The sequence below is a fragment of the Nitrosomonas sp. HPC101 genome (assembly GCF_009833125.1).
Taxonomy (GTDB): Bacteria; Pseudomonadota; Gammaproteobacteria; order Burkholderiales; family Nitrosomonadaceae; genus Nitrosomonas.
Map to the genome: position 1 here is coordinate 1 of NZ_QRCC01000007.1, position 12,476 is coordinate 12,476.

General features: G+C 53.3%; 17 protein-coding genes. All 17 read right to left on the reverse strand.

What is annotated here, in order from left to right; all coding sequences use genetic code 11:
- Window positions 1-388: 388 nt before the first annotated feature.
- Window positions 389-670 (reverse strand): hypothetical protein, encoded by a 282-nt coding sequence (locus ABO04_RS04830; RefSeq protein ID WP_160809568.1) that lies wholly within the window; start codon window positions 668-670, stop codon window positions 389-391.
- 2 nt (window positions 671-672) lie between these two features.
- A complete protein-coding gene (locus ABO04_RS04835) occupies window positions 673-921 on the reverse strand; it encodes a hypothetical protein (RefSeq protein ID WP_160809569.1) in 249 nt (82 codons plus the stop codon).
- A 17-nt stretch (window positions 922-938) separates the two neighbouring features.
- Window positions 939-1,331 carry a D-Ala-D-Ala carboxypeptidase family metallohydrolase gene (locus tag ABO04_RS12045; protein WP_164504273.1) on the reverse strand — a complete coding sequence of 131 codons (393 nt, stop codon included), beginning with the start codon at window positions 1,329-1,331 and terminating at the stop codon, window positions 939-941.
- 2 nt (window positions 1,332-1,333) lie between these two features.
- The gene (locus tag ABO04_RS04845) at window positions 1,334-1,639 is read right to left on the reverse strand and encodes a hypothetical protein (protein WP_160809570.1); all 306 of its coding nucleotides are present in this window, start codon (window positions 1,637-1,639) and stop codon (window positions 1,334-1,336) included.
- Entirely contained in the window at window positions 1,639-1,863 is a 225-nt protein-coding gene (locus ABO04_RS04850; protein ID WP_160809571.1) for a hypothetical protein, read from the reverse strand. Before ABO04_RS04850 ends, ABO04_RS04845 begins: the two co-directional genes overlap by 1 nt.
- A gap of 28 nt (window positions 1,864-1,891) precedes the next feature.
- Window positions 1,892-2,305 carry a hypothetical protein gene (locus tag ABO04_RS04855; RefSeq protein ID WP_160809572.1) on the reverse strand — a complete coding sequence of 138 codons (414 nt, stop codon included), beginning with the start codon at window positions 2,303-2,305 and terminating at the stop codon, window positions 1,892-1,894.
- 13 nt (window positions 2,306-2,318) lie between these two features.
- Window positions 2,319-2,819, reverse strand: a complete 501-nt coding sequence (locus ABO04_RS04860; protein ID WP_160809573.1) for a hypothetical protein — start codon at window positions 2,817-2,819, stop codon at window positions 2,319-2,321.
- Window positions 2,819-3,484: a hypothetical protein gene (locus tag ABO04_RS04865; protein ID WP_160809574.1), complete on the reverse strand. Its 666-nt coding sequence runs from the start codon at window positions 3,482-3,484 to the stop codon at window positions 2,819-2,821. The genes ABO04_RS04860 and ABO04_RS04865 overlap by 1 nt, the downstream gene beginning before the upstream one ends.
- Before the next feature lie 376 nt (window positions 3,485-3,860).
- Entirely contained in the window at window positions 3,861-5,033 is a 1,173-nt protein-coding gene (locus tag ABO04_RS04870) for a hypothetical protein (protein WP_160809575.1), read from the reverse strand.
- Complete coding sequence (locus tag ABO04_RS04875) at window positions 5,034-5,561, reverse strand: hypothetical protein (RefSeq protein WP_160809576.1); 528 nt, start codon at window positions 5,559-5,561, stop codon at window positions 5,034-5,036. It abuts the gene before it with no gap.
- Window positions 5,558-7,018: a hypothetical protein gene (locus tag ABO04_RS04880; RefSeq protein ID WP_160809577.1), complete on the reverse strand. Its 1,461-nt coding sequence runs from the start codon at window positions 7,016-7,018 to the stop codon at window positions 5,558-5,560. Before ABO04_RS04880 ends, ABO04_RS04875 begins: the two co-directional genes overlap by 4 nt.
- Window positions 7,018-7,551: a hypothetical protein gene (locus ABO04_RS04885; RefSeq protein ID WP_160809578.1), complete on the reverse strand. Its 534-nt coding sequence runs from the start codon at window positions 7,549-7,551 to the stop codon at window positions 7,018-7,020. Before ABO04_RS04885 ends, ABO04_RS04880 begins: the two co-directional genes overlap by 1 nt.
- Entirely contained in the window at window positions 7,548-8,651 is a 1,104-nt protein-coding gene (locus tag ABO04_RS04890) for a hypothetical protein (RefSeq protein ID WP_160809579.1), read from the reverse strand. Before ABO04_RS04890 ends, ABO04_RS04885 begins: the two co-directional genes overlap by 4 nt.
- A 38-nt stretch (window positions 8,652-8,689) precedes the next feature.
- Window positions 8,690-9,646, reverse strand: coding sequence for a hypothetical protein (locus tag ABO04_RS04895; RefSeq protein ID WP_160809580.1), 957 nt, complete (start codon window positions 9,644-9,646; stop codon window positions 8,690-8,692).
- Window positions 9,639-9,860 carry a hypothetical protein gene (locus ABO04_RS04900; protein WP_160809581.1) on the reverse strand — a complete coding sequence of 74 codons (222 nt, stop codon included), beginning with the start codon at window positions 9,858-9,860 and terminating at the stop codon, window positions 9,639-9,641. The genes ABO04_RS04895 and ABO04_RS04900 overlap by 8 nt, the downstream gene beginning before the upstream one ends.
- Before the next feature lie 2 nt (window positions 9,861-9,862).
- A complete protein-coding gene (locus ABO04_RS04905; RefSeq protein ID WP_160809582.1) occupies window positions 9,863-12,295 on the reverse strand; it encodes a hypothetical protein in 2,433 nt (810 codons plus the stop codon).
- A gap of 18 nt (window positions 12,296-12,313) precedes the next feature.
- Window positions 12,314-12,451 carry a hypothetical protein gene (locus tag ABO04_RS04910; RefSeq protein WP_160809583.1) on the reverse strand — a complete coding sequence of 46 codons (138 nt, stop codon included), beginning with the start codon at window positions 12,449-12,451 and terminating at the stop codon, window positions 12,314-12,316.
- Window positions 12,452-12,476 lie beyond the last annotated feature (25 nt).

Here is a 12,476-nt window from a genome sequence, read left to right on the forward strand (position 1 = left end):
CGGGACGCAGGAGCCGGAGGTTCAAATCCTCTCACCCCGACCAAACATTTAAATAAAATCAATAGTTTATGCAATAGAACCAGACTGAGTTTTGTCTGTTTTAGTCATGTTTTTGCATCGCTTGGTCAGCTTTTTGGTCAGCATTTTTTACTTGTACTTGAACTGATAGGTTAATCCCCACCCGCAACTTTCTGGTAATTCCGGATAGTTGCCTGCAGCCCCATAATCTGTTCGTTTGCGCGACCCATATCAAAGCTTGCTGCAATTCTTCTCCAACGTCTCGTTATGGTTCAGGATCTGCCGGGCTGTTCCGTCCGTCAGCACATCATCTTTTGATATGTAGATGAAATGTACCCATTCGCAGGACGTGTCTATTATTTGCGGAATTTTAGTCACGTGACCATTTGTCGCGCAGCTTGCCAATAACATCGTCAGCGCTGGCAGCAGCATTAGTGGCTTGTATTTCAACGGCATTCTGTACCTTCTTATCCGTGAATTGCTTCTGCTTGATAAAGGCATCTATCTCTTTCTTACGTGTCTTTGCTGCTTCTGCTCGAGTGGCCTGATCCCGGATCCGTCGTCTCTCTGACAATAAAAGTAAAGCCGCCAAGCCAGTCAAAGCAAGCCACGACCATATCTTTTTAATCAGGCTGAGGATGACTGACCACATAATTAAAAACCGCCCCGCGACTGCTCATACAACTTCTGCTGACGAACAAGTTTTGCCGGGATGCTTGCCAGCACCAGCGTAACCCCGAAATATCTCAACCACTCGACTGGGAAGGATGCCTGTACCTCTATCGGCAAACTGCGCCAGATCTCCATCAGCTCCGGGGCAAAGCCCACCACTGACGATCCGATAGCTACCAGCCAGGTACTCCACTGCTTCCACCAGGTATTCCAGCCAGAAATTAATTCCATTTGATTCTCCTTACAGGTTAATAACTCCAGATCATGGGTGATGGGAAATTGCTTGTGGCCATGCCCAAATGCAGAAAGCGCCCCTCCCCAGTCTGCTTTACGCCGATGCGCATGATTCCATGCGCTAGCGCGATCTTGAGCAAGTTAAAAGCATCCGATCCTCTTACCGATATATCCGCAGCAAGCCCCAGTGTGTGTTCACCTGGCGCTGCTTTCCTTGCCTCCACCGGGTGCGTTTTAGCACGATAGCCACTGGTGATGATCATGGGTTTTCCGTATGCGTTTCGGATGGCTTGCAGCCGCGTCATAAACCGAGCATCCATGTAACACAGCCCGGTATGTCTGCAGCGAAATTCCTGTTCGTTGAAGTTGGGATATTGTGCCCAATCAATTACATCGGTAGATCTCACGCTTATATCTCCATTACGTGCGTTTGCATGCGTCCGTTTACCAGGCGCTGATATTCGACCTGCTTTATATCGTACTCTCTCAGCCAGCTGCGCAAGGCGGCTGCGTCCGCGGTCGTGAATCTGCCACTACTACCGGCGTCCATCAGATTCAGCCCGCTGACACGGGCATAAGCTCCAAAGATCTCCAGTGTAGCCGCCCAGCGGACCGGATCGCCATAAGTACCATCGTGGCCACGCACGATATACACCTTCGCAAACTGCCCGGCGGGCTCCAGCGATACGCCGCCATGCAGGTTGATGACGGCCATTACTGCACCCACCCACGATCGCGGGCATAAAAATATAATCCGATCACACCGATACCGACGCCAGTCAGCAATTTGCTGATTATGTTTTTTCCAATCTCTTGATACATCTTGGATGTCACTTTTTGAAGCGTCCTTTCCACCACTCGCTCCGCCAGCAGATCCAGCTCTTCCTCAGACAATACTGGATAACGGCGCTCGGGGCCCTGGTACGGCGGTTTGTCCATCACAGCAATGTCTCCTTAGAAATTTTAATTAAGAAAAAATGAACTTCAGTGATCCAGCAGGAAAGTTGGGCGCTGGATCTCCTGCCACGATGTTTCTCGCGGTATCAAGAGTTGCACAGGCAAGCAAAACGCCGCCGGTGGATGCATCGTAAATTCCGGCACCAATCACGTTCCCCCAGTTAGCCACGGGTGAGGCAAACACAACGGCGGCAGCGTTGGAAAACTCGCCATTGCCGCTGACCGGTGGATCCCAGTCTACATCGGCCGGGCCGTTCTGCACCCTGGCATAATTTCCACCAGACACTTCGACGCCGCCACTGCCATCCTCTGCTGGGAGCGTGGTGAACAGGGCAACATAAATTCCAGTCGGTTTCGGCCAGCTGCTCGTGCGCAAAAGGTGATTGCCGATCAGCTCTTCCAGAGCATTGGTTGCTGCACTCATAAAATCAACTCCTTTAAAAAAGTAGAAAGAAACCGGTGACCGGTTCCGGATAAACTTTCAAGCCTGCCCGCAGGACAACGGGAAGCTGGCAGGTGGCATCGAACTCAATGCCTTCCTGCAACTGGGCAACCCCGGTCACAGCGATATCAAGAGAGGCTTTCAGCACTGACTCAGCACGTAGGGCAGCGCTGCTTGCCATGGAAACAGGAAATACAGCAGGCGAAAATTCGGTGCCCAGCTCCAGCCGCGGGGATACAGATAAGGAAGTGGTGAAGGTTGCGCCAAGCGCTGAGCCTGGTACAAGATCAGGCTGCATGACCAGCCCGCAGTTGAAACTCGCGGCAAGAGTGCGTTCTGCCCGTAGCACCTCGACAACCACCTGGTCAACTTGTGCATTTGCTGCAAGACTGATCCCCCGCAGTAGCTCAACAACAAGCTGGCTAGCCTGTGCCTCTACCTTGGTATTTGTCCGCAGTACCTCGACAACAACCTGGCTGGCCTGAGCTACAGTCATCAGGCAGTCTCGATCAGGGCTTCCAGCGCATCGACCGTGCCCGGGGTCCACGCCAGCCCGGTAGCCGGATCTACCTCATAAATATTGCTGTAGTACCGCCATGAAGTAGATAGCGCCTGTGCTGCACTCAAATCATCCGTGGTACCGGAACGCACACCCACTTTCAGATCCCGTGCACCGGCATCATCTTTGTTTGCCATCGCTTTCACCTTGACGCCATAAATCAACTGGCCTGCCATGGCGGGAGGATTTCCCATCACAAAGCTATCTTTATTTCCGACGGTAGAATCGGATACGTAATCGGTCGTATTGGGAGTGGCATCATCCACCAGCGCATAGTGATCAGAACCAGTCGATGGCGTCCATTCTGCATAGTTACCGTCTGCTGAGGGGTAGATTGCATCTATCCTTACATCCCCGAGAAAATCGTTGTTGGTTGCACCGGTGGTATCGAGAATGTAAATATCGTCGTAACTCCATACACTTTTGGAGTGGTACAAACCATTAGAGAATCCAAAAGATATGGAGCTTACTGATGCGTTAGCCGTTGCTTTTGTATCTATATTGCTGGCGGATAGGATAGTTACCCCGTTGAGTCTGAGTTCAAATGATCCTGTTGTATCGTGGATAACTGTCTTGTATTCGATATAGTTATAATCGTCCATGGAAATACTGGCCGCACTAGGTCCTGCAAGTACAGTTCCGTTCCGTGTAACAGAAAGAGTGCCAGTCGTCCTGTTAATCACTACCTCATTCTGATTACTGGACCCATCCAGCAGCCTCATGATTGGGGGGGACGCAACATCAAGAGTTAGGCTACTTATTTCAAAAGCGAACCCAATAACAACTGAATTTCTACTGGGAAAAGTTCTTGAAACCAGTCCATTAAACGTATTGGTAATACTAGGCGCCATTAGGCATGACCCACCCCTGCGACCATCCGTGGGAGATATTGCTACTGTACCTGTGATACTGTTCCACTCCTTTGTAATATCCGCCGTTGCATACGTATCAAATCCATCGTAAAAAAGCAGTGCCATGTCAGAATCCCCTCATCAGTGCAACTACGTCATATTTGTCCGCAGCCGCGTCATAAATAAACCCGATTTTGTCTGTCAGATTTGCTGCGCTGGATAACGTGATCCCGGTCAGGTCAGACCCAAAGCGGTGCCCTACCAGTGTCAGAGCACGTCCGCCCACGCCATCCTGGCTGATCTCAAGCACGCATTTTTGCTTGTCCACTGCACCGGTCAGGGTAATGGTGGCATCACCACCCAGCGTCACCTTGATCGTATCCGCGCGGGAGAAATCTGCCGTCATGCTGGCGGCGTAGGTCAGTGTTCTGATGGCCACTTTTGGCAGCGGCAGAATATCCGTGCCGTTGTGGTATACCCAGATCGCAGCGCCTTCTGGCAAGACTGCACCACTGCCGGATGAACCCTTGAGGGTGAGTTTATGTCCGCCGGTCGTGTTGTTGATCGCCAACCAGGCACGTGGGGCACCGTTCAAGATGATGGAGATATTGATGTCACCGGAAACCGTGCCGGTAAAAACAAGCTCAAGGTTATTAGCTTCCGTCGGGGTCAAGGTAACGTTTGAGTTACCCGCAACCGATCTGCTCAGCCTGCCAAGCACATAAGTACGGGACAGATCTCCGGCTACGGCTTTGGTTTCGCCTGCTTCCAGTCTCTCATCCAACCCCGCAAAACTTGCACCCAGCGCCGTGCTGGTCTGGGCGGCCATGTCATCCGCTGCGCCCCAGACAACTGGCAGCAGCCGGGTGATAGTGCCAAATGCTGATCCAGTCCATATCACGCTGTAAGCCGCTTCGGTAATATCCGCTGTACGGATCGGGTTGCCAGTAGCATCTGCGGTAATAAACCACGTGCCGGCAGATACCCCTGTGAAGCTGATCGTGCTGGTGACCGTGCGAGATACCACTGCATCCAGACTTGCCCGCCAGCAAAAACCCGGCTGCACGGTGAGGGTGCTGCCAGATCCGGTGCATTTGTAGCTGCCTGATCCGATCAGGCTGGCAGATGTACCAAACAAGGCACGAAATGCTCCAGAAACATTTACCCCGCCCGCTCCTCCTGCATTGCCTGCCAGCGCCTCAAGCGCAGCAATGGCAGATTCCAGTAAATCCAGGTTACTGTTGTGTTTGATGATGTAATTGGTATCGCCATTGGCGAACCGTTGCAGCGATAAAGGCACTTATCTAATCTCCTGTAAAACGCCGCCATTGAAAATACCTGTAGCCCCGTAAGGCAGCAGGCCATAACCACCAAGGGTTGAAAGTTCCTCATAATTCAACGGCCTGCCCACAATGCTCTCATCTACCGGCGGCCCGATAACGGGTGGAATCGGTGTAATGGGCACAGGCATTCCGGGAGCAATCCCGGTAACGATGCCTGCATTGCCAAATAAAAAGGATGGCAGGGTGACAGGTATTCTGATTCTGGTACCTGGCTGCTCCTGACTGAATCCCACAACCTCGTAACGCCCGGAATCTCCCCTGCGCAAGCGCACCGCCGCACCGGTTTCGGCATACAGCAAGGCGCGATTGGCGCGGGAAACCGGCACATTCTTCAGCGGGTTTTTCTGGCCAATGTCCACATCCACCGCGTAAATCATCGAGACCCCATCCGTCACCAGCAAGGCGGGCCGGGTGAGCACCTTGCCATCCAGCTCTTTGGCGGCATCGCGGATCTCGGATTGCACAACGTAAGTAAGCAATGTCATACGCGGAACCCCTCCACACTCAAAACAGACGGGCTACCAGGCGAGACATCACGCCGAAAACTGGTCACGTATAAACTGGATTGATCTGGCAGTGCCAAAATATCCCCGCGCTCGATACGGGGATCGTCCACAATTTCGACATTAAAACTGGATACTTCCATTGCGCGATACAACAGCTCGCGCACAGCGAAGGCCTGCGCCATGGGCTCATCCATAACAAAATCGTTTTCGATCTCGATTTCGTTCTCCATCCATTCAGGCGCGTTCTGATCAAAGGCTTCAGTCTGGTTGCGGGCGTGGACGAAATCGTAAGGTGTGCCCCAGATCTCATACATGCCGGTGCCGATGGAAGCCATGACAAGTAGCACGGCAACTTCTGCGGCGGCTTGTATCTTGCGACCTATCGGGATGGTCTGCCCTGCGCCCGGTCCACCAGTGGTGGCGTCAGGGATGGCTGCCGTGGCGATGATTGCGCCAATACTGGCAGTCATCAGGGCAGGTACCCAGGCGGAGGTTTTCAGCAGGATCTCCCCGCTGGTCTGGGTTTTTTGTGAATAGGTTTCTTCGCATACTTTCACCAGGCCGGAATTGGCAGACTGACGGATGACCAGATAGGTGTTTTCCGCTCTCTGGCTGCCATCATCCGAAAAATGTATGGTTTCCTTCTGGTGGATCTGAAAAAAGCCAGCGGTGATAGTCGCATTGCCAAGCATCTGATCCTGCTGAGATACCTTGCTCAGGCGTGGGTCTAGCCATTTGATGCGGACTGCAGTCAATGGCGGCCTGGATTTGGCTGCGGAGACAGACAGAATCCGTTCTGGCGTCAAGGTAATATCCGCCTGCCGTGATATATCCCGGCTGATAATCTTCAGCACTCCACGGGAATTCATGTAAGGTTCCATCCCCAGTGGTTCATAAATCTTTTCCAGCATCTCCCAGGCAGACAAATCCGCCAGCTGCGTGTTGGAATGCACCGTGACCGCCGAGGTAATGCCAAGGTTGATCTCTTCCGCCTGCAGGCCGACAACCATGGCCACGTCACCGGCGACGATATGCAGCGGTGTGGCTACCGGGTAAAGATCAGTCACTCTGCGGGTACTGCGCCAGAGGGCGGAAGCATCTCTGGAACGCAGTGTCAGCGTGAGTGAGCGCCCTCCAGCACTCAACCGGTAATCAGTAAGCGCCTCGATGACACCCCACCAGAGCTGCTGATTATTGAGGCGAAATTCCACAATTTGCCCGGGCAGTGGTTGTTGCGCGCCGTATAGCTCCAGATGCCAGGTCAGGGAAACGCTACCCTCGGAAATACCATGCTCCGCACGGGTGACAAACTCACTGACATCGATGCTGTCCGTATGGGTTTCCTTGACCATTTGCAGCGGTGTGGCCGTCGGGTGCAGGATGGTCGCCGCCACTTTGGCGCTATCCTGTGCAATAGGCTGCCAGGCGGTATCCATTACACCCTCCCGGTAATGCGCATGCGCAGCACCAGCGTACCCGTCACGCCGCCCTGGCGCGAGATAAAGTCAAAGTTCAGCCCTGTGCCGTTCAGCTCAAGATCGGTGATGATGACTTTGTAGCCGTGGGCATTGAGATAATTCGGATACCAGTAGACATAACCCAGAGCCGGATCGGGCGGGTTCTGCCAGAAGAAAGCCAGCATCCTAACCATGGTCAGGGGAGCTGAAATTTCACCTGTCCAGCGTTCCTCAACTACCACATCCCGCAGGTTGCCCATGGTGAGGGTATTGGATGCGCCATTCAGAGTTTTGCTGCTGGTCCAGATCGGGGCAATAATGGCGTCGCCATCCACGTTGCTCCATTCATCCGGGCATTGTTCGTAATCGTAAGTCCCCAGTGTCGGATGCACCAACCGCCCTTTGCCGGTAGTGCCCCCCGTCAGCGCGGGCAAGATGGTGATATTGACAGAGGTTGTCTCGGTGGATGCTTCCCCGACGGTGAAAGTAGTCTGGCTGGTCAGCGTGGTCATGCCGTGGCTACCTCTGCTGTGGTGGTAAGCGTCGCCACGCCCGAGGCGGTGGCTTTGGTATGCAGGACGGCATAACCATTGTTATCGGATACACCCGGCGAAACTGCCGCTGCCACACCACTCATTACGCCCTGCACATGCACACCGCCAACAGGCTCTCCAGCATCACCGATTAGCCTGACCAGGCAGGGCACGTTCCTGCCCGAGCGCGGTAGTAGTAACGGGATTGGTTTGGTCAGCCTGACGGGCAGCGGGACGGGATACCAGCCCTTGACGCGAGATGTACAGCTCCCATTTATAGGATCATCCGGCAAGATCTGGAAAGCAAGCAATCTGCGATGAAAGCGATCATAAGTATAGGCAATTGACTGGATCTGACCGGGACTTGCCATTAAAGGTGCTTTAAAAGTGGAAAAGATGCGCCGGTTGATGTAATCAACCAGATTAAACATGCCATTCTTGCAATAAACAAAAAGACGCCCGTTATCTTCAGGAATGATTTGCTGTGGAATACCGGAGACATTCAATGTATCCAGCAAGGCGCCAGTGGTGAAATTGAAAATATCAATGGACGCACTGGAACCGGACGTGGCCGCTACCAGTAAATCATTTGTCCTGTCCGTCATGAAAACATCAAGGATGGCTTTACCGTATGTGCTTGCCTCTATCGATACGCTCAATCTACGATCAAGATCAAGCGTATCGGGATCCATCGGGGACCATAATCCATCCCCCGGGGACAATATACTTGTCCCCCAGATACCTCCACCAGCATCCATCATCACATGGGCAAGTGTCATGCCGTCATAGAACGGGATGGCAGGTGTATTTTCTCTGGTTGTGGAATTGAGCGATTCCCCTGTTCCACCGTCGAACGAGTAATTACGAGCATACGAACCGGGAAAATATACAGTGTCATTCCGGGTAATAACATGCACTACCGCATCAGCAGTCGGCGTCCTTTTTCTTTCGGCATAGAGACCACTAATGAACTTCAGATTCTCTCCGTACAGAGTCGGGTTTGTGGTCAAGCCATAGCTGTCATTCTCCTCCGCCAACCCAAGCAGACGACCAGCTGTCCATAATTCACCTCTGGTCATATACTGTACTGGTTCGCTCTCATAAACCTGCCGGAACATCAGAATATGGCCTCTGCTGTGATGGTGACATCACCCAGCGCACCGGTCGATGGAGCAATATAATCAACTGCTGCAATCCCTGCGGAATCGGTACGGGATTGCAGATTCCCTAGCGCGCCGGGGTCGCCGGGTTGCAGTGACCAATCTATCAGCTCATTGTGACATGGCTCACCAGCATCTCCGGTAAGTTGCACCGTGTAGGTGGTTACAAGCCCCCTGGCGGGAGTTGTTCCTGCCGGATTGGATAGTGCGTGAGGTTTTGGCGTGGTGGCATAAATCTCCAGCTGGGCATTGGAAGTCAGTTTCACCCAGACGTTAAAACGCGGGCTGTACCATGCGCCAAGATTGCTGCCAATAAATGATCGTTCAGGGGTACCCTGTTTCAGGATGTGGTTATAGTAAACAATGGTGCCGTTCGGGTAGGTGATGGCGAATACATCCAGGTCCCTGGTAATTGACCAGGCCGGTTTGCCCCCCATGTTTATTGGAAGATCAGAAAAAATGAATTCATCCAAGCCGCCACTGCCGTCCAGAGGCCATTGCCGGATAACCCGATACACGCTTCCGAAACTGCCTGCACCGATAAACCGGTCGCCTAATCGTACCCTCTGATAGTCGTAACTTCCCGGCCCCAGTTCCTTGTCACCATAAGTACCAGAGCGTTTATCGTACCTCCACATAGAGGTATTAAAAGGGTCATTGGTAATCAGATAAACACCAGGCAGATTCTTCTCAAGGTCGATAAGCAGGCTACCGTAGTGGTTCCAGCTCAATTCGGTAGCCGTCCCATCCAGTTGAACCAACCAGGTCTTTTTCGAGGTTAAATTGGATGCGGAAACAATCAGCCCGACATCATCATCGTAATAATAGTTGTCTGGATCAGCTGATGACCCCTGCCACAATGGAACGGCATCAAGGGTCAGGATATCAAACGGGCCTGCGAGTATCTCAAGCACCGGCGGTTACCTCGATAGTGATCGCATCTCCAGGGGTGCCGGGTACGTATTTAGCCCCAGCCAGGCCTGTTTCATTGGTTCTGTTTGAGAACGGGGAAAGGGTACCGGAGCCGGTAAGATTCCAGCTGACCGACCGGTTGGGCTTGCCCTGGTACACCACGATGCACGAGGCATTTTCGCGGATCTGTTCCGGGTAAGCAGTCAAGGTAGCCATGTTTAACGAATCCCCACTGCCACGCGCGCCAGTTCGCCTTCCAGCCAATCTCGCATGGTGATACGCAATGCGTCGGGATGCAGTTGTACCGTCATGCTGGTGGGGGAGGAAGATTGTCCAGTCGTCAGTACAGGAGCTGCTGAAACCATGCCGCCTTCAGCATAGCCCATGCGCGGCCTTGCTGATACCGGTGCGCCCTTTGTAAGTGCATGCAGATTATCCAGAGCACGTACTCCCAGACGGCGAACCGCATCTGCAGAAAATACATACTCCCCGGCATGCACCACGCCCGCCGGTTGATATTTGCCGCCGGGACCGGTGTATCCACCTTCTGCAAAGCCGAATGCACGGAACAGGCCGCCAAACATGGAACCACCACTGCCGGAGGAAAACAGACTACCGAGCGAAGAAAACAGGCTGGAAATACCATTTTTGAGGGAAACAAGAAAACCACTCAACTGATCGCCCAGGCCGTTGAACAGATCGGAAAACAGCCCGCCCTGACCACCTGCACCACCTCCTACTCCGCTTTTGAAAACACTGAAGAAGGTTTCTGTGAGGCCGCCGGCCAGGTTGTTGGTAAGTGCCTTGAGGAAAGTATCACCAATAGCGGACAGCATCTGATTGATGTTGCCCTGTCCTTTGGCCACCCGGTAAAGGCCATCTGCAAAAGACTGGTGCACGCCACGCGCGACACTCTCAAAGATCTGATCTTGCCGTCTGAGTGCTTCCTCTGCCTGTCTGCGTAGTTCGTTATTGGCCTGTATCTTCCCTTGCAGCTCCAGCAGGCCGTTGATGTCCTCGATACCGCGTTTCTGCGCTTCCATCATCATCATGGCGGTTTCGCGCTGATCGTTTGACAGGCCGGACAGGAATACCTCTCGCTGAAGATCGTCGATGAATTCTTTCTGATCAGCCAGCTTGGTGCTGTTCAGTGCATCAATCTCATTGGCGACCTGGGCGCGCTGATCATTCAGTGCACGTTCTGCAAGCGTTTGGCTAGTAGTAAGCTCAACCACTTCGGCCATGGCCTTAAGGCGATCAGCCTCATCGGTGCCGGGAGCGAAGATGATGGCCTGCCTGGCTTGCTTCTGTCGTTCCAGCTCTGCGATTTCCCGGTTGGTCAGATCTGTTTGCAGCTGGGTAAGTTGTTGATAATAAGTGCCCGCATCAATGGCTTTGCTCTCGAACAAAGCACGAGCATTATCCATCTCGCGTTTTGCCTGGTCATCCTCCAGACGTTTAACCTGCTGGAATAGGGTATCTTCCAGGCGCTTTCTTAACTGTGCCAGATCGTTTGCCCGCTTCATGGCACCGCGAGCAGATCCACTACCAGCTCCGGATGGAGGAGGCGTTCCATCACCCGTACCACGCCGCTGTCCATTATCCGGGCCAGGTTCAAAATTCAAGCCAGCAGATGCTTTTTCAAGATCGGCCAGCATTTCCACAGTTAGCCTTCGCAGTTGTTCGCGTCGAGCGGTAAAGGCGCTCAGATCCCCTGTCTTGAGTAAATCCCAGAATGCGTCAAAGGTTTGCGCTGCTTCACCTGCATAAATGCCAAGTGATTGTGTCAGACGGATGGCAGGGGTCAGAAAATCTTTGATGAGGAATGTTCCGGCCTTGGTCAGGGCAATGGTAGCTGGCGCCAGAGCTTGTCCCATGGTGGCCTCTGCCTGTTTCATCTCTGTATTCAGACGGGCGAGTTGACCTTGCAAGCCCTCAGCAGCTCTAGCGGCGTTGCCGGTCTGGGCTTCGGTCTCGCGCATGATGCCGTTGACCTCTGCCTGTATTTTCTCCTGCGTGGTCAGCTGCTTAACGCTTTTGCCGACCTCGTCAGCGTATTCTTTCCACAAGATGGAAACGTTTTTAGTGACGCCGGCGTTATCTACCAGGGTGGAATTCTCATTCTTCAGCCCCTCGGTTGCAGTAACAACGGCCTCTCCCATGGTCAAGTGCGACTGGCGATTGAACGCGGCAGCATCCTTCAGCCGGTTGAGCGTGGAAACTGCCTCGTCAATGTTGTAGCCACGGGACAGCAGGTTCTGTAATGCCTGGCTTGCTTCTTGTGTGGAGATCAGGCCATCCGCTGCCAGTTTTCCGGCTTCCTGCATTGCGCGGCCAATACCGACACCGCTGAAGTTGGCCACCGACTCCAGCCCGCGAAAAGCAGATTCTGCCTTGGCAAACTCTTGTACGCTGCTGCGCGCAAACCCGGTAATTGATCTCAGGCTGAACAGCCCTGCCAATGTCCTGACCAGATCCTTGGCGACCGATTGAGTCTTGAGCATGCCATCCCGCAGGCGGGAGGTGTTGTCTGGGACGGAACGCGCGCCCGTCTTGGCAACATCGTCCAGACCTTTGCCAAGATCGCGAATTTCATTCAGTCCATCGACCAGAGCCCTGATCTTGATATTCAGTTCACTGCTTTGAGCCATGCTATTTTTTCCAGAAAATCAGAAATGCTTGAGCCAGGCTTTCCAGCCTTTCTCGTCGGCCATCCCGGCGCGAGTGGCAATCGCCATGGCCTTCAGGCGCTCCTGCTCCAGTTTTGTCAGTGCTGGGGAATAACGCCTGACTTGCGCCAGTGTCATTTCCAGCACGCTACCGAGGCCAGCC